Consider the following 17,358-nt stretch of genomic DNA (forward strand, 5'->3'; position numbering starts at 1 on the left):
CCGAGGCTGGCACAGCGCGGCGGGCTCCGCCGTAGGCTGGACCGGTGACGCCCCTGCTGCGCGCCTCGCATCCGGAGCCCGCCGTCGCGGTGACGGTCGCCGCCGTGGCCTTGGCTCTCGGGCTGGGGCAGACGGTGTGGGGCGGGGTCGCGGTCGGGACGGCGGTCCTCGCGGGGCAGTTGTCGGTGGGGTGGCTCAACGACCTGGTCGACGCGCCGCGCGACGCGCGTGTGGGGCGGGCGGACAAGCCTGTCGCGTCCGGGAAGGTCTCGGCGTCGACCGTGCGGCTCTTGGTGTTGGTATCCGGTGTACTCGCGGTGGGGCTGTCGTTGTTGTCCGGGATGGTGGCCGGACTTATGCACGTAGTGGCTCTTGTGTCGGCGTGGGCCTACGACGTGAAGGTGAAGGAGACCGCGTTCTCGATCGTTCCCTACGCGGTCTCGTTTGGACTCTTGACGGCATTCGTCACTCTTGGGCTTCCCGACCCGTATTGGCCACCGTGGTGGTTGGTGGCGACCGCGTCCCTCTTGGGCAGTGCGGCGCATTTCGCCAACACGCTCCCGGACTTCGCCGACGACCGCGCGACGGGTGTCGTGGGGCTGCCCCACCGCCTCGGGGAAGCCGCGTCACGGGCCGCCGCCGCGCTGTTGGTGCTGGCCGCGTCGGCGACCCTCGTCGCGGGGCTGCCGGGGCCGCTCGCCTACGCGGGGTTGGCGGTGGCACTCGCGGTGACCGTGGTGGGACTGGTGCTCGGCAGGCGCCCCGGCTCCCGCGCCGCGTTCCACGCCATGCTGGTCGTGGCGGTCATCGACGCCGGGGTACTCCTCGCCGCGACCCTCTGACGGGTGACACGGCCCGCTTTCACCCGATCGGCGGCGGCGTCACCGATAGCGGCGCACCGGCCACCCCGCTGCGTGTGCACCTGCCCGTGCTGTCCGGTGCCACACCACGCGAATGGGGCTGACCAGCGGTTATGCGGGAACGGATGCGCTGAACTGCTTGCGGAGTCACACAAGGTGCCGGGCTGGTCACGGGCCGTTGTCGCTGCTAGCTCTAGGGCAGCCCGAGTACCTCGTTGACCGACCAGAAAGGGCGCCCCTTGAAGAGGACCCCGCTGCCGCGCACCGCGACGGCCGTGCTCGCCGCCGCCGTCTCCGCGCTGCTGATCATCCCTACCGCGACTGCCGCCGAGGCGAACCCGATGGACCGGCTGACCGCCATCACCCACGAGCTGACCGACGCCGAGTCGCCGGGCGAGCTGCACCAGGCCCTCGCCGACCTGCCCCCGGTCCTCGAGGACCTGCGCGGCCTCACCGACAGCCAGGGCGTCCTGCACCTGCTGGTCGACGCCCAGGCGCTCGCGCACTCGGCCGCCTCCGCGCTGTCACCGCAGATCGCGGCCGCGGCCCTGCCCGGGCTGCTGAACCTCATCCGGCAGCTGATGACCCAGCAGTCCGCGCCCCAGCGCCCGCTGCTCCCCCAGCTCCCCCAGCTGCCCCTGGCGATCCCGTAGCCGACACCGGTCGTCGCCGGAGCCCTGACCCCGCCCCGACGACGACCACCCAGGGCCCCGCGACCCCGATGCTCCCGGTCGACTCGCGGGCCCACCGCCCCGCTTCCGGCCCCCGGCCCGGGAGCGGGGCACTTTTTCGCCCGGGAGTCCCAGCCCCGCCCGGGGTCGCGCCGCGGGCTCAGGAAGTCGACCTCCGCGTCGAGGCACGAGCACCTTCGCGATCGCCCCTCCGCCACCTCCCTACCCACCGGGCACCCGAACCGCTCCCGGCAAGCCACTTTCGAGTGATGCGCCCGGGTGGACTCCGGCGTTTTACTGGGGGGCCATCCGGTAGGCTGGCGTCCGATGCCGAGAGGCGCTGCGACGGGCCACGGCGGCCCGCCACGCTCGGCTCGCGACGACTTCCAAGGGCGCCTCCGGGACAACTGGAGGTGTGCGTGTCGGCTCGGACCGATGACCTGCGGCGGCTGCTGGACGAACGGATCGTCGTACTCGACGGCGCGTGGGGAACCATGCTGCAGAACGCCTCCCTGCGCCCCGAGGACTACTACGACGAGCGGTTGGCGAACCACCCCAAGGACGTCACCGGGGACCCCGACCTGCTCAACATCACCCGCCCCGACGTCATCCTCGACGCCCACCGGCAGTACCTGGCGGCGGGGGCGGACATCACGTCCACCAACACCTTCACCGCCACCGCCATCGCGCAGGCCGACTACGGGCTGGAGCACCTCGCGGCCGAGATGACCCTGCGCGGCGCGCAGATCGCGCGGCAGGCGGCGGACGAGGTGGGGGCGTTCGTGGCCGGGTCGGTCGGCCCGCTCAACGTGACCCTGTCGCTCTCCCCCAAGGTCGAGGACCCGTCGTACCGGACGGTCACCTTCGACCAGGTGAAGGCCTGCTACGCCGAGCACATCGGGGCGCTGGCCGAGGGCGGGGTGGACATCCTGCTCATCGAGACGATCTTCGACACGCTCAACGCCAAGGCCGCCATCGCCGCCGCCCGCGAGGTCGCCCCGCACCTGCCGCTGTGGATCTCGGTCACCATCGTCGACCTGAGCGGCCGCACGCTCTCCGGGCAGACCGTCGAGGCGTTCTGGCGCTCGATCGAGCACGCCGAGCCGCTCATCGTCGGCGTGAACTGCGCGCTCGGCGCCACCGAGATGCGCCCGCACGTCGCGGAGCTGAACAAGCTGGCGGGCGTCTACACCGCCAGCCACCCGAACGCGGGCCTGCCCAACGCCTTCGGCGGCTACGACCAGACCCCGACCGAGACCGGCGAGCTGCTGGCCGCGTTCGCCCGCGAGGGCATGGTCAACATCGTCGGCGGCTGCTGCGGCACCACGCCCCCGCACATCGCCCAGATCGCCGAGCGGGTGCGCGGCATGGCGCCGCGCGCGGTGCCGACGATCGAGCCGAAGACCCGGTTCAGCGGCCTGGAGCCGTTCGCCATCGGCGCCGACACCGGCTTCGTGATGATCGGCGAGCGCACCAACGTCACCGGCTCGGCCAAGTTCCGCAGGCTCATCGAGGGCGACAACCACCAGGCCGCCGTGGACGTGGCGCTGGACCAGGTGCGCGGCGGGGCGAACCTGCTCGACGTGAACATGGACGCCGACCTGCTCGACAGCGAGCAGGCCATGACGACCTTCCTCAACCTGATCGCCACCGAGCCCGAGGTGGCCCGGATCCCGATCATGGTCGACAGCTCGCGGTGGAGCGTGCTGGAGGCCGGGCTCAAGTGCGTGCAGGGCAAGGGCGTGGTCAACTCGATCAGCCTCAAGGAGGGCGAGGAGCAGTTCCTCGCCCAGGCCCGCCGGATCCGCGACTACGGCGCCGGTGTGGTCGTCATGGCCTTCGACGAGCAGGGCCAGGCGGACACCACCGAGCGCAAGGTCGACATCTGCGCCCGGGCGTACGACCTGCTGACCCAGGAGGTCGGCTTCCCGGCGGAGGACATCGTCTTCGACCCGAACGTGCTCGCGGTCGCGACCGGCATCAGCGAGCACAACGGGTACGCGAAGGCGTTCATCGACGCGCTGCCGCTGATCAAGCAGCGCTGCCCCGGCGCGCGGACCAGCGGCGGCATCTCGAACCTGTCGTTCTCCTTCCGCGGCAACGACACCGTGCGCGAGGCGATGCACTCCGCGTTCCTGCTGCACGCCGTGCGCGCGGGCCTGGACATGGGCATCGTCAACGCCGGTCAGCTCGCGGTGTACGAGGACATCCCGGCCGACCTGCTGGAACTGGTCGAGGACGTGCTCTTCGACCGCCGCGAGGACGCCACCGACCGGCTCGTCGAGTACGCCGAGACGGTGAAGGGGTCCAAGACCAAGCGCGTGGTCGACCTGGCGTGGCGGGACGCGCCGGTCGCCCAGCGGCTCTCGCACGCGCTGGTGCACGGCATCGTCGACTACATCGAGGCCGACACCGAGGAGGCCCGCGCGGTGGCCGCGCGGCCGCTCGACGTGATCGAGGGCCCGCTGATGGACGGCATGAAGGTCGTCGGCGACCTGTTCGGCTCCGGCAAGATGTTCCTGCCGCAGGTGGTCAAGAGCGCCCGCGTGATGAAGCGGTCGGTGGCCTACCTGGAGCCGTACATGGAGGCGGAGAAGGAGCGGCTGCGGCTGGAGGGCAAGGTCGAGACCACCCGCGGCCAGGGCAAGGTCGTGCTGGCCACGGTCAAGGGCGACGTGCACGACATCGGCAAGAACATCGTCGGCGTGGTGCTGGGCTGCAACAACTACGAGGTCATCGACCTGGGCGTGATGGTGCCCGCGTCGGTCATCCTGGACACCGCGGTCGCCGAGGGCGCGGACGTGATCGGCCTGTCCGGGCTGATCACGCCGTCGCTGGACGAGATGGTCACGGTGGCGACCGAGATGCAGCGGCGCGGGCTGAAGCTGCCGGTGCTGATCGGCGGCGCCACGACGTCGCGCCAGCACACGGCCGTGCGCATCGCGCCCGTCTACGACTCGACGACCGTGCACGTGCTCGACGCCTCCCGCGTCGTCGGGGTCGTCTCGGACCTGATGGACCCGAACCGCGCCGAGGAACTGGACGTGCGCAACCGCGCCGACCAGGAGGTCCTGCGCGAGCAGCACGAGAACCGGCACGCCAAGCCGCTGCTGTCGGTCGAGGCCGCCCGCGCCAACCGCGAGGTCGTCGACTTCGCCGACCTGCCGACGCCCGCGTTCACCGGTGTCCGGCAGGTGGCGCCGACGCTGGCCGAGCTGCGCGCGATGATCGACTGGCAGTTCCTGTTCCTGGCCTGGGAGGTGCGCGGCAAGTACCCCGCGATCCTCGACAACCCGGTGGCCCGCGAGCTGTTCGACGACGCCAACGCGATGCTCGACGAGATCGGCCACCGGCTGGAGTTCCGCGGCGCGTACGCGTTCTGGGCGGCGCACGCCGAGGGCGACGACATCGTGCTGCCCGGCGTCGACGCGCGGTTCCCGATGCTGCGCCAGCAGACCGAGAAGCCGGAGGGCAGGCCCAACCGCTGCCTGTCGGACTACATCGCCCCGGCGGGCGACCACCTCGGCGGCTTCGCGGTGTCGGTGCACGGCGCGGAGGAGCTGGCGGCGGAGTACGAGGCGGCGCACGACGACTACCGCGCGATCATGGTCAAGGCCGTCGCCGACCGCCTGGCCGAGGCGTTCGCCGAGTGGATCCACCTGCGCGCGCGCCGCGAGTGGTTCGAGCCGGACGCCGACCCGGCCATCGAGGAGCTGCACGCGGAGCGCTTCCGCGGCATCCGCCCGGCCCTGGGCTACCCGGCCAGCCCGGACCACAGCGAGAAGGACACCCTGTTCGACCTGCTGGGCGCCAAGGACCTGGGCATGAACCTGACCGAGTCCTTCGCGATGATCCCGGCGGCCAGCGTCAGCGGCCTGATCTTCGCCCACCCGGCGTCGCGGTACTTCACCGTCGGCAGGCTCGGCAAGGACCAGGTCACCGACTACGCGACCCGGCGCGGCATGACCGTCGAGGACGTCGAACGCTGGCTGCGCCCCACGTTGGCGTACGAGCCGGGCCAAGACTGAGCTGTGCTCCACCTCCTCAGGGTTTCCCGAGGAGGTGGAGCACCGACTCGGTGGAGCGGACGTCGCCGAACGAGCGGTAGACGGTGTGCAGGGTCGCGTTGTGGTCGGCGTCGCGGCGCGCGGCGTTGGCGTCGGCGACCATGACCACCCGGTAGCCGAGGGTGGCGGCGTCCCTGGCCGAGGACTCGCAACAGACGTTGGTGACCGTGCCGGTGATGAGCACCGTGTCGATTCCCTTGTCGCGCAACAGGTCCGGTAACGGGCAGTGGCCGGGGAAGAACGCGCTGTACGCCGTCTTGTCCGCCACCAGGTCGCCCTCTTCGTGCCGCAGGCCCGACCACAACCGGTCCGCGGGCGCGCCCGCTCCCCCGGACGCCGCCAGCACCCGCGCGACCCGTTCGCCGTAGAAGTCCGCGGGCATCGGCGACCGCGGTCCCGGCAGCACCCACGCCACCACACCGCCCGCCGCCCGGACGCCCACGGCCAGCGCGTCGATGTTGGGCACGATGCCCAGGCCGTAGCCGCTCTCCGCGACGAAGAACGGCACCATGTCGATCACCACCAGCGCGGTCTTCGCGCCGTTCAGGCTCGGGTAGGCGTAGCGCCTGCCACGCCGCTGCTCCTGTCGGGCGTACTCGCGATCCTCGATGTGCCACCGGTGCTTCCTCGGTTCCACCACCCACCGATCATCTCGGCGGGCGCAAGACCGTCAGTCCGGCAGCATCGGCATCTCGATGCCCGGGGACCGGCCGAGCAACGTCGCGCGGGTGACCGAGGTGGCGCCGAAGCGTTCGCGCAGGGAGTCCAGGGTCGCGTCGAGTGCGCGCGGATCCGTTCCCTCGAAAGGGAGTTCCAGCTGGAGCGGGCCGTCGTCATCCAAATTGGACAGTGAAAGGCCGATCAGCGTGACACCGCGGTCGGTGATCATCGGCCAGGCGTCGGCGAGCAGGGACCGCGCGGTCGCCAGCACGTCCTCGGTGGCGGTCGTCGCGCGGCGCATCGTCCGCGCGCGGCTGGCGCGGGTGTAGTCGGCGAAGCGCAGCCGCAGCGTCACCGTCCGGCACCGCCGATCGGCCGCGCGCAACCGGCGGGCCAGTCGGTCGACCAGCGCCGCGACCGTCGCGTCCAGTTCCGCCAGCGTCCGACGGCGCGACCCCAGGGCCCGTTGCGCGCCAAGGGATCCGCGCCGCCGTCCCACCCGGACTTTCCGGGGATCGCGGTTGTGCGCCAACGCGTGCAGGTGACGACCCGCGGCCACCCCCAGCATCGAGACCAGTTCGCGGACGTCGAACGCCGCGACCTGGCCGACGGTCGCGATCCCGTACGCGCGGAGCTTGGCCGAGGTCACCGCTCCGACGCCCCACAGGCGTTCCACCGGGAGCGGGTGCAGGAAGTCCAGTTCGCCGCCGTGCGGCACCACCAGGAGCCCGTCCGGCTTGGCCACACCGCTGGCCACCTTGGCCAGGAACTTGGTCCGCGCGACGCCCACGGTGATCGGCAGGCCGACCCGGTCGACCACCGCCGCGCGCAGCCGGGCCGCGATCTCCGACGGGCTGCCCGCGATCTTGCGCAGCCCACCCACGTCGAGGAACGCCTCGTCGATGGAGATGCCCTCGACCAGCGGGGTGGTGTCGCGGAAGACCTCGAAGACGGCCTTGGAGGCCGCCGAGTACGCCGCCATCCGAGGCCGTACGACGATCGCCTCCGGGCACAGCGCCCGGGCCTGGCGGCCACCCATGGCCGTGCGCACGCCCCGCGCCTTGGCCTCGTAACTGGCCGCCAGGACCACGCCCGTGCCCACCACCACCGGCCGCCCCCGGAGCGCGGGGTCGTCGCGCTGCTCGACCGACGCATAGAAGGCGTCCAGGTCGGCGTGCAGGATCGGACCCTCGTTCGACACGAACACATGTTCGCATCGATACCGGTCTCCGCAGGTCACGATGTCGCACGCGCGAAGGTCCGGCGGGTGGGACGCCCCGCCGGATCCTCAACACCCGATTACGGCGCGTAGACCTGCGTGCTCGCGACGGACTGCGCGATCCGGCCGCCCGCGAACAGCTGGTTCACCCGACTCGCCTCCTGCGAGTTCGGGTTGGGGTTGCGGCACGAGGTGCCCGCGCTGCCACCCGACATCAGGTAGGAGCAGACGCCGTTGTAGTTGTCGGGCAGGCCGAGGCCGTGGCCCATCTCGTGGGCGACGATGCGCAGCGCGTCGTTGCCCGCGGCGACGTCGCGGGTGTCGATGTAGATGGTGGCGCAGCCCAGGCCGCAGGGGTAGGCCCGGGAGCCGCCGCCGGTGGTGGCGGAGATGCGGATCGTGGCGCTGCCGCCGCGCACCAGGCGCAGGTTCGGCACCCGCGAGTTCCAGATCTGGGCGGCCTGGTCGGCCTGGGCCGAGTAGCTGGACGCGCTGTAGTAGACGGTGCGCGCCGCCGCGGCGGCCGGGGCCGCCTCGGGGGCCGCGTTGGCCGCGGTGGCCGTGCCCGCTAAGCCGAGGACGAGCGCCGCACCCATCACCAGGGCGCGTGTGTAACCGCGCAAAGACATAGAATCTCCTTGCTGTGCAGGGTTTCCGGTGGCTTCGCGTTCACCGGTAGGCCGAGTGTAGGCAGCGCTATCACACTCAGATATAAGACGGGCACATAAGGTGACCTTATTGCCGTGCGCAACACCGGTATCACCGCAGGTAAGGGTGTGAAGTCACCAGATGAATAACCCATTAAGTGGGGATTTCCCAGATTTTACCTTCGGTTGTCCGGTGCCGGACGGGCGCTAGCCGGTCTCCGACGAGCGGGACTGCGCCGCCAAGAGCTCGTCGCCGTGCTCGTCGATCCAGTCGGCGAACGCCAGCAGCGGCCCGTCCACCAGGCTCTGCCCCAACGCGCTCAACCGGTACTCCACCCGCGGTGGCGAGCCGTCGCGCTCGATCAACCCGTTGTGCGCCAACCGGCGCAGCGACTCGGCGAGGACCTTGTCGCTGAGGCCGCCGATGGCCGCCCGCAGCCTACCGCGGCGCAGCGGCCCGGCCATCAGCCCGGCCAGCACCACCGGGTCCCAGCGGTGGGTGAACAGGTCGGTCGCCGCGCGCACCCGGCAGTCGGCCAACCACTCCTCGCCACTCATGGACCCCATTGTGGCCCCCAATCGCCTACCGAGCGGTGCGTGTCCACTTCTCTACCGTTCCAGCGGGATCGGAACTCTCGAGTTGGAGGCAGGATGCGGATCGGGGTCATCGGCGCGGGCAACGTGGGCTCGGCGCTGGCGGCGGTGTGGGCGCGGGCCGGGCACGAGATCGTCGTCGGCAGCCGCACGCACGACCGGGCCAAGGAAGTGGCGGAGCGGGTCGGCGGCACGGCCGTACCGGTGCGGGAGGTGGGGGCGGCCGGTGACGCGGTGCTGCTGGCCGTGCCGTGGGCGAGCGTCGACGAGGCGCTGGCCGCCGCGGGCGCGGCCGAGGGGGTGTTCGCCGGGAAGCCGCTCATCGACCCGACGAACGCGGTGAACCACGGCAAGGGCGAGGTGCTCGTGGAGTCGGCCGCCGCGCACGTCGCCGGGATCGCCACCGGCGCGCACGTGGTGAAGGCGTTCAACCTGCTCCCGGCCGCCGCCTGGGGCACCACGGCGCCGGTGGTCCCCGTCTGCGGTGACGACCCGGCGGCGGTCTCGACCGTCCTGGGGCTCGTCGGCGACGTCGGTGCCACCGGCGTGCACCTCGGTGGTCTGGACCGGGCCCGGCAGGTCGAGCAGGTGGCGGGGTTCGTCATCGGCCTGATCTTCCAGGGCATCGACCCGACGCGCGCGCTACCCCGGGAATAGACCGTTCCCCCCAGGAGTGGAGCCCTTGGGGGGAACGGTGGTTGGACCGCGGTGCGGCCGCCGGGCCGGGTACACCGGCGACCGCTCCGCGTGGTCTATTCGGTTATCGGTTGTTCAGCCGACTCAGCACGGGCCGAGGTCGGTCCAGACGCCCCACTGACCGCTCAGGTCCGGCCGGTCGCCCTGGGTCCACCACTTGTTGCGGTACTGCCTGCCGTTGTAGGACACGGTCTGGCCACCGTTGTAGACCTTCGCGGCGTCCCACGGAGCGGCGGTGCAGTTGCTCGGCGGGGTGCTGCTGCTGGGCGGGGTCGACGAGCTCGGCGGGGTCGACGAGCTGGGCGGCGTACTGCTGCTCGGCGGCGTCGACGAACTCGGCGGGGTGCTGCTGCTCGGCGGGGTGGTGCTCGACGACGGCGGCGTGGTGCCGCCGGTGCCGCGCAGCCAGTCCTGCTTCGCGGTGTAGCTCTTGCCGCCGAAGGTGATGGTGATGTTCGACGGGGTCGCGATCGGGAGGTAGTAGGAGAACTGGACCTCCGCGCTGGCACCGGGGGCCAGGCTCTGCCACGAGGGCAGCTTCAGCGAGAACCGGTGCAGGTCGCCCTTCAGGCCACCGATGTTGTTGCCGCTGTGCTCGGTGGAGATGGTCGACAGGCTCCAGCCGGACTGCTGGCCGATGGTCGGCGGCGCCGAGGTCCCGTAGTCGAACTGGAGCTCGGTGCCACCCGGCAGGGTCTGGGTGGAGTTGTTGATGACCTTGGCCTTGGGGGTGATCGGGTAGTTCGAGTCACCCACCGGGAAGCCGCCGAACTCGAACTTCACGTCCAGCACGTCGGTCGGCATGGTGCGCTTGGCCTTGGTGTTGCCGTAGGGCGCGGCGGTCTTGAACTTGTTGTACAGCAGCGTGGTCAGGGTGTCGCCCATGAACCACTCGCCCTTGGTCTGGTCGTAGGCGTAGTCACCCGCCAGCTCCCAGATCATGATCCCGCCGAGGCCCTTGTCGGCGACGTACTGCGCCTTGGTGCCGAGCGACTGCTCGTCCTCAGTGGACAGGAAGACCTTCTTCTCGGCGTTCCACAGCCACGGCGCGACCAGCGTCGAGTCGTAGTTGCGGGTGTAGGTGCCGGTGACGCGGTCCGCCGGGTTCTTCACCGGGTCGAGGCCGTAGGAGGCGGCGTAGCTGCCGAGCTTGCCCTCCTGCAGGTTCTTGGTGTGCCACAGCGGGTTGGAGCCCGCGGGCACCTCGGAACCCTTGGTGTCCTGGTCGTGCCAGAGGTTGTCGGCGCCGATGGCGCCGTTGCCGCAGGAGACCTTGGAGCCGACGGTTCCGCCGGTTCCCGGTGGGCACTTGGTCTGGTCCGGCAGTGGCGCCGAACCCCAGAGGCCGTTGGTGCCGCCGGTGACGCCCTGCCAACCGCGGGTGTAGTACGGGACGCCGAGGTTGATCCGGCCCGCGCCCATCGCGCCGCGGAAGTAGTGGTACGCCCAGTCGCTGTTCAGGTAACCGAGCTGACCGTATTGCGCGGTGGTGTAGTACTGCCAGAAGTTCAGCTCCGCGTCCTTGCCGTCGTCGTAGAGGGCGGCGTTCGGACCGACGAAGTTGTTCCACGCACCGTGCAGGTCGTAGGTCATCATGTTCAGGTAGTCCAGGTACTGAGTGACCTGGTAGGTGTCCATGCCGCGCAGCATGTAGCCCGAGGACGGGGCGGCGACCGACAGCGAGTAGTACTTGTTGTCGGCGACGGCGGCCGCGTCCAGCTTCTCCCGCAGCGTCTTCATCAGCGTGACGTAGTTGGCCATCAGCTTGGCGCGGCGCGGGTTGGAGATGGAGAAGTCGTCCGGGTTGCCGGAGTTGTTCATCGACGTGGCGTACTCGTAGTCGATGTCCACGCCGTTGAACCCGTACTTGCGGATGAAGTCGACCGCCGAGTCCGCGAAGGTGTTGATCTTCGCCGGGCTGTCGGTCATGGTGTAGAAGCCGCCGTCGGCCACGCGCTTGCCGTCGTCACCGATGTAGCCACCGGTCTCGGCCCAGCCGCCGATGGAGATCAGCGTCTTCACGTTCGGGTGCTGCTTCTTGTACTTGTTCAGCAGGTTGAAGTGACCCTTGTACGGCAGCGTCGGGTCCATCTCGGCGCCGGGGATGCCGGGCCACTCCATGCCGGTCGCGGCGTTGTCGGGGCCGTCGCCACCCACCGAGACCTTGCCCTGCCCGTCGATGTGGGCGAAGGCGTAGTTGATGTGGGTGATCTTGTCCCACGGGATGTTGCTGGCCAGGTAGGCGGGCTGCCCGTTCTTGCCGGTGCGCCAGCTGGTGAAGTAGCCGATCACTCGGCGGGGGTGGTCGGCGCCCATCTTCTCGCGGCCGTCGGTGTCGTACGCGAGGCAGTAGGGGACGGCCAGGTTGCCGGTCTGCGCCAGGCCGTCGGGACGGCACTGGGAGTTGTCGGCGGCCTGGGCGGGGTTGCTTGGCGACGCGGCGATTGCCACGGTGATGCCGGAGAGCAGAGTCAGCAAGAGGAGCAGGGGAAGGCTCTTTCTGACCACGCTTCACCTCCTGGGGGACAAGTGGAGCCTGGGACGCAGGGTTGAAGAGGATCGTAAGTGGTCTAAACCAACTAACTCAACCGGTCTAGACCAATTATTCTTTCCCACTCTGACCGGACAAACGTCCCACGATCACCTGAATGGCCGCACCGGAGCACTCCCCAATAGTCCTAGATGGACGATCAGCCCGGGTGATCGCGGCACCCGGCAGCGGCCCCCGACGAGCCCTGATCCCAGTTTTCCCAAAGGATCCATAGGAACTCGCTATGCATTGTTGGGATGGGTGGAGACCGGATGGCGTAGGGCACGCTCTGTGAGTTCCGATCGCGCGCTGTGCACCGCGGCGCGCGCACCGATCAGCGGCGATCGGGCCCACCCTGCCTCGGGCTCGGCCGTCGCGAACCGCGAGGAGGTGCGAAGGGTGACCATCACCCGCCGCTCCGCGCTGGCGCTGACCGCGGCCGTTGCCGCCGGGTCCGCGCTGTTCGCCGGAGCACTGCCAGGGGCCACCGCGGCCCCGTCCCAGCCGTCGCAGGCGGTCGCCGACCAGTCCCCCGGCGTCGTCTACCGGGTCGCGGGCGGCGCGCTGCGCGCCGAGGCCCTGCTGCGCGCCGGGTACGACGTGCTGGAGGACCGCGACGGCGACGACCTGTTCGTCCTCGGCCGGTCCGACACCGCGAACCGGTTGCGCGCGGACGGTTTCCGCGCGTCGGTGGAGTCCGTGCTGCCGCCGCTGACGTGGGCCCCGCCCGCGCGCAGCGGCCAGGCCGCCGTGCTCGACGCGGCGGTCGCCGAGGAGACCTACTACGGCGGCTACCGGACCGTGAACGCCCAGTACGCCCACCTCGACCAGGTGGCCCGCGACCACGCGGCACTGGCCACGGTGGTCGACTACGGCGACTCGTGGCGCAAGTCCCGGGGGTCCGGCGGCTACGACCTCAAGGCGATCTGCCTGACGAAGAAGAACGCGGGCGACTGCGCGCTCAACCCGAACGCGCCCAAGCCCCGGCTGTTCGTCATGGGCCAGCTGCACGCCCGCGAGATCACCACCGGTGACGTGGCCTACCGCTGGATCGACCACCTGACCGACAACTACGGCACCGACGCCCAGGTGACCCAGCTCCTCGACAAGATCGAGGTGTGGGTGGTGCCGATCGCCAACCCGGACGGCGTGGACATCGTCCAGCGCGGCGGCGGGCGGCCGTACCTGCAGCGCAAGAACGGCAACAACACCAACGGCGCGGGCTGCGGCACCACCGGCGGCTCCAGCCAGGTCGGCATCGACCTCAACCGCAACACCAGCTCCGGCTTCGGCACCGGCAGCAGCACCCAGCCGTGCTCGGAGACCTACCGCGGCCCCAGCGCCAACTCGGAGGCGGAGACCAAGGCGCTGCAATCGCTGTGGCGCTCGCTCTACCGCGACCGCCGGGCCACCGGCACGTCCGCGCCCGCACCGGCGGACACCACGGGCATGGTCATCAGCATGCACAGCTACTCCAACATGGTGCTGTTCCCGTGGGGCTTCAACTCCTCGGTGAAATCGGGCAACGACACCGCGCTGCGCGGCATCGCCAGGCAGATGGCCTCGCTGGCCGGTGGCTGGCAGTACGGGCAGCCCGGCGAGATCCTCTACAACGCGGGCGGCGCCACCGACGACTGGGTCTACGACGACCTGGGCGTGTCCAGCTTCGTCTGGGAGATCGGCGGGTCCAGCGGTGCGTGCTCCGGGTTCACCCCGGCCTACTCCTGCCAGACCAGCACGTTCTGGCCGAAGGTGAAGTCGATGCTGACCTACGCCGCCACCAAGGCCCCGGCGCCGTACGGGAGCTGAGGCGAGGCGAGAAGTCCCATCGGATGGGGAGCGGGTCGAGACAGGGGCGCCCGCTCCCCCACCTCCACGCGGGCGATGCCTGCGTCCGCGCGGAGGCCCCGGCGGGGGCCGGGCGCACCCTCACGCGCCCGGCCCTCGCGCTTTTCCGAAGTTTTTTCTCCACACGCGTGCCCGCAGCCCTTATGGTGTACGCGTTCGGCGGGTCCCAAGCCCTCGCTGTGACCCGCGAGCCGCCGGGCTTGGCCGTGTCGTGCAGGGGCGCGGCCAAGCCCCGCGGCCGGTTGACCGGTCGTCCGGGGTTTCGCGCACGGGATCCGGCGAGCGCGGTCGCGGGGCGTCACTGTGCGACAGTGGCCCTGTGGACACCCTTGCCGTGGACCTCGCCACCGGTGGCGGCCCCTGGGACGCCGTCGGCGTGCTGTCGGCCGCCGCGGCGGTCTCGTCCGGACTGGTCGCCGGGATCTTCTTCGCCTTCTCCGTGTTCGTGATGCGCGCGCTCGGCGCGGTGCCCCCGGAGTCGGGCGTGGCCGCCATGCGGTCGATCAACCGGGTGATCATCACACCGCTGTTCATCGCCGTGTTCCTCGGCGCGGGCGCGCTCGGCGTCGCGCTCGCGGTGCTCGGCCCGTGGCCGCACGCGGTCGCGGCGGCGCTCTACGTGGTGGGCGTGTTCGGCGTGACCGGCGCGCGCAACGTGCCGTGGAACAACGAGCTCGACGCGCTGACGCCGGGCACCGCCGAGGCAGCCGCGTACTGGGCGGGCTACCTGCGGCGGTGGACGGCGTGGAACCACGTTCGAACGGTCGCCTCGACAGGAGCGACCGTGCTGTACGTGATCACGTGACCCACGATCAGATGACTATCGGACACCCCGGTGCCAACCGGAAAGCCGCAGAGCGAAACGCCTGACCCCCAGGCCCCCGCGTTCCCCCACCGGGCGCAGTGGACCACCCCGGTCGGCCCACACCCGCTCCGGCTCGCTCAGTCGCACTCGATCATCGGCGGCGCCGCGGGCGCGGGCACCCGGCGGGCGTCGCGCAGTCTTCGGCACAGCTCCTCGACGAGGTAGTCGTTCGCGTCGTGGTCGTTGACGTCGGCGTTGGCGAGGAAGAACCCCAGCAGCGCCTCGGCCGCGTCGTCGCGGTCGACGATCACCGGGTCGGCGACCGATCGCACGGAGCCGGAACCGAACTCGGCGGCCCGGTAACCATTCTCGTACATATCCCCCACCCCCTCACGGTGTGACCGTGTGGCGGTCACGGTTCCAATATGCCACCCAAACGCCAGTCCGTGATCACGATCGGGTGAATTAGCCCGCACTTTTTCACCACCGGGCCGGAAGAACCGGCGACGTTGGCCCGGTTCCCCGGCATAACGCCGCCAAACGGGGCATCACCCGGCTATTTCGCAAACACTGATCTGCAACTTGCAGATTTACGTTCTCGCAGCTCAAGTCCATGACGAGGGCATAACGTCAGGTCATTACGCCGGTGGTATACCCGGAACGCAACGTCGGATCCGACTGTCCGGACACCGATATCCGAGAATCGTGCGCGCGGACCGAACCCTCCAAGAACCGACGGCGGGACGAATCACACGCGCCGCATACCGAAACTCGCGATGACCGCGACGGACGTATCCGCGAAGAATAGCGTCAGCCAAAAATGGCAAACGGGTGATCGAAATACACACCCGGGGGAACCAGCGGGTTGCGGACGGGCGAAGACTTCCTGCCCTCCGCGACCGCTGCTAGCGTCGAACCACCCGCCCGCACGAGGAGGTAGCTCCATGCACGGGACCGGCGAACCCCTGTCCGGGGACTGGTGGCGCGACGCGGTGCTGTATGAAGTCTACATCCGTAGTTTTTCCGACGCCAACGGGGATGGCGTCGGCGACCTCCCCGGACTCCGTTCCCGCCTCGACCACCTCGCTGACCTGGGCGTGGACGCCCTGTGGGTCACCCCGTTCACCACCTCCCCGATGGCCGACGGCGGGTACGACGTGGCCGATTACCGCGACGTGGACCCGACTTTCGGTTCGCTGGACGACGCCAGGGGCCTGGTCGCCGACGCGCACGCGCGCGGGCTCAAGGTCGTCGTGGACCTGGTCCCCAACCACACCTCCTCGGCGCACGCGTGGTTCACCGAGGCACTCGCCGCCGGTCCGGGCTCGCCCGCGCGGGCGCGGTACGTCTTCCGGGACGGGCGCGGCCCCGGTGGCGAGCGCCCGCCCAACGACTGGGAATCGGTCTTCGGCGGCCTGGCCTGGACCCGCGTCCCGGACGGGCAGTGGTACCTGCACCTGTTCGACGTGACCCAGCCGGACTTGGACTGGACCAACGAGGAGGTGCGCGCGGAGTTCCGCGCCATCCTGCGGTTCTGGCTGGACCTGGGGGTGGACGGCTTCCGGGTGGACGTCGCGCACGGCATGGTCAAGCGCGACGGCCTGCCCGACGTCGGCGCGGCGGGCCAGCACGGGCTGCGGCACACCCGCGAGCTGCCGTACTGGGACCAGGACGGCGTGCACGAGATCTACCGCGACTGGCGCAAGGTCCTCGACACCTACCGGCCGCCGCGCGTGGCCGTGGCCGAGGCGTGGACCACCGGCGCCGACCGCACGGCCCGCTACGTGCGCCCCGACGAGCTGCACCAGGCCTTCAACTTCCACTACCTGACCGCCGAGTGGGACGCCGCGGCGCTCCGCGCGGTGATCACCGGGTCGATCGCCGCGATGGCCCCGGTCGGCGCGCCCGCCACCTGGGTGCTGTCCAACCACGACGTCACCCGGCACGTGACCCGCTACGGCGGCGGCGCGACCGGGCTGCGCCGGGCCAGGGCCGCCGCGCTGCTGACGCTGGCGCTGCCGGGCTCGGTCTACCTCTACCAAGGGGAGGAGCTCGGTCTGCCGGAGGTGACCGACCTGCCCGACGAGGTGCTGCGCGACCCGACCTGGGCGCGCTCGGGGCACACCGACCGGGGCCGAGACGGCTGCCGCGTGCCGCTGCCGTGGGACACCGGGGGCAGCGCGCTGGGCTTCGGCCCGGACGGGTCGACGCCGTGGCTGCCGCAGCCCGCCGACTGGGCCGGGCTGTCCGTGGCCGCGCAGAGCCGTGAGCACGGCTCGACTCTCGAGCTGTACCGGGCGGCACTGCGGCTGCGCCGGGAGTCGCCGGAGTTGCGCTCGGACACGCCGCTCACGTGGCTCGACGCGGGGCCGGAGGTGCTGGCGCTGCGCCGGGGCGGGTTCGGCTGCGCGGTCAACCTGGGCGCGGCACCGGCGCGGATGCCCGCGTCCGGTGTGCTGCTCGCCTCGGGACCGTACACAGTGGACGGTCCGGACGTGGTGCTGCCGCCCGACACCGCCGTGTGGTGGCGCGCCGGGTGACCGGCCGACGTTCCAGGATGCCCCAGGTCCCGCCGCCGCACCAGGGTGGTTGATCTCTTTCCTGGGAAAGCGTCATCCGGTTGTCGCACTGGGCGTCACGAAACAGTAACAACGTGCCACGGTGCATGTTCACGGCCCGGGCCGGGCGAGAACAGTTCGACCATCACCTAGCCCACGCCCACGGCGAGCGGAACCCGGGGCGCGGCAACGCTTTCCGGGAG

Annotated in this window: 13 protein-coding genes; 7 read left to right on the top strand and 6 right to left on the bottom strand. The window is 70.8% G+C overall.

What is annotated here, in order from left to right; translation table 11 throughout:
* The first annotated feature begins 44 nt into the window (after positions 1-44).
* The 3 genes from CLV40_RS19235 to metH all read left to right on the top strand — a co-directional run bounded on the left by CLV40_RS19235 (position 45) and on the right by metH (position 5,559).
* On the top strand, positions 45-842 hold the full coding sequence (locus tag CLV40_RS19235) for a UbiA family prenyltransferase (protein ID WP_104480342.1): 798 nt from the start codon (positions 45-47) through the stop codon (positions 840-842).
* A gap of 257 nt (positions 843-1,099) precedes the next feature.
* Positions 1,100-1,513, top strand: a complete 414-nt coding sequence (locus tag CLV40_RS19240; RefSeq protein ID WP_146108106.1) for a hypothetical protein — start codon at positions 1,100-1,102, stop codon at positions 1,511-1,513.
* A gap of 437 nt (positions 1,514-1,950) precedes the next feature.
* The gene (gene metH / locus CLV40_RS19245; protein WP_104480344.1) at positions 1,951-5,559 is read left to right on the top strand and encodes a methionine synthase; all 3,609 of its coding nucleotides are present in this window, start codon (positions 1,951-1,953) and stop codon (positions 5,557-5,559) included.
* Positions 5,560-5,575: 16 nt separating this feature from the next.
* On the opposite strand, the gene CLV40_RS19250 is transcribed toward metH, so the two are convergent.
* The 4 genes from CLV40_RS19250 to CLV40_RS19265 all read right to left on the bottom strand — a co-directional run bounded on the left by CLV40_RS19250 (position 5,576) and on the right by CLV40_RS19265 (position 8,682).
* A complete protein-coding gene (locus tag CLV40_RS19250; RefSeq protein ID WP_104480345.1) occupies positions 5,576-6,238 on the bottom strand; it encodes a cysteine hydrolase family protein in 663 nt (220 codons plus the stop codon).
* 30 nt (positions 6,239-6,268) lie between these two features.
* Positions 6,269-7,465, bottom strand: a complete 1,197-nt coding sequence (gene dinB, locus CLV40_RS19255) for a DNA polymerase IV (RefSeq protein ID WP_104480346.1) — start codon at positions 7,463-7,465, stop codon at positions 6,269-6,271.
* A 92-nt stretch (positions 7,466-7,557) separates the two neighbouring features.
* Positions 7,558-8,106 (bottom strand): snapalysin family zinc-dependent metalloprotease, encoded by a 549-nt coding sequence (locus CLV40_RS19260; protein ID WP_104480347.1) that lies wholly within the window; start codon positions 8,104-8,106, stop codon positions 7,558-7,560.
* Positions 8,107-8,331: 225 nt separating this feature from the next.
* A complete protein-coding gene (locus tag CLV40_RS19265) occupies positions 8,332-8,682 on the bottom strand; it encodes a winged helix-turn-helix transcriptional regulator (protein ID WP_245931390.1) in 351 nt (116 codons plus the stop codon).
* 93 nt (positions 8,683-8,775) lie between these two features.
* Between CLV40_RS19265 and CLV40_RS19270 the strand changes: the two genes are divergently transcribed.
* On the top strand, positions 8,776-9,375 hold the full coding sequence (locus CLV40_RS19270; protein WP_104480349.1) for an NADPH-dependent F420 reductase: 600 nt from the start codon (positions 8,776-8,778) through the stop codon (positions 9,373-9,375).
* Positions 9,376-9,498: 123 nt separating this feature from the next.
* On the opposite strand, the gene CLV40_RS19275 is transcribed toward CLV40_RS19270, so the two are convergent.
* Entirely contained in the window at positions 9,499-11,922 is a 2,424-nt protein-coding gene (locus CLV40_RS19275) for a chitinase C-terminal domain-containing protein (protein WP_104480350.1), read from the bottom strand.
* 421 nt (positions 11,923-12,343) lie between these two features.
* Between CLV40_RS19275 and CLV40_RS19280 the strand changes: the two genes are divergently transcribed.
* Positions 12,344-13,753 carry a M14 family zinc carboxypeptidase gene (locus tag CLV40_RS19280; protein WP_104480518.1) on the top strand — a complete coding sequence of 470 codons (1,410 nt, stop codon included), beginning with the start codon at positions 12,344-12,346 and terminating at the stop codon, positions 13,751-13,753.
* A 358-nt stretch (positions 13,754-14,111) separates the two neighbouring features.
* Positions 14,112-14,597: an anthrone oxygenase family protein gene (locus CLV40_RS19285; RefSeq protein WP_245931391.1), complete on the top strand. Its 486-nt coding sequence runs from the start codon at positions 14,112-14,114 to the stop codon at positions 14,595-14,597.
* Positions 14,598-14,734: 137 nt separating this feature from the next.
* Here CLV40_RS19285 and CLV40_RS19290 read toward each other — a convergent pair whose 3' ends face one another.
* Positions 14,735-14,974 carry a hypothetical protein gene (locus CLV40_RS19290; RefSeq protein WP_104480352.1) on the bottom strand — a complete coding sequence of 80 codons (240 nt, stop codon included), beginning with the start codon at positions 14,972-14,974 and terminating at the stop codon, positions 14,735-14,737.
* A 588-nt stretch (positions 14,975-15,562) separates the two neighbouring features.
* Between CLV40_RS19290 and CLV40_RS19295 the strand changes: the two genes are divergently transcribed.
* Complete coding sequence (locus tag CLV40_RS19295) at positions 15,563-17,137, top strand: glycoside hydrolase family 13 protein (RefSeq protein WP_104480519.1); 1,575 nt, start codon at positions 15,563-15,565, stop codon at positions 17,135-17,137.
* The last annotated feature ends 221 nt before the right edge of the window (positions 17,138-17,358 follow it).

The organism is Actinokineospora auranticolor (genome assembly GCF_002934265.1).
Classification (GTDB): Bacteria; Actinomycetota; Actinomycetes; order Mycobacteriales; family Pseudonocardiaceae; genus Actinokineospora; species Actinokineospora auranticolor.

What these genes read in the sequence shown, in the direction of transcription:
- CLV40_RS19265 (WP_245931390.1), bottom strand. Translation starts at nt 8,682, where the DNA reads ATGAGTGGCGAGGAGTGGTTGGCCGACTGCCGGGTGCGCGCGGCGACC.
- CLV40_RS19270 (WP_104480349.1), top strand. Translation starts at nt 8,776, where the DNA reads ATGCGGATCGGGGTCATCGGCGCGGGCAACGTGGGCTCGGCGCTGGCG.
- CLV40_RS19290 (WP_104480352.1), bottom strand. Translation starts at nt 14,974, where the DNA reads ATGTACGAGAATGGTTACCGGGCCGCCGAGTTCGGTTCCGGCTCCGTG.
- CLV40_RS19260 (WP_104480347.1), bottom strand. Translation starts at nt 8,106, where the DNA reads ATGTCTTTGCGCGGTTACACACGCGCCCTGGTGATGGGTGCGGCGCTC.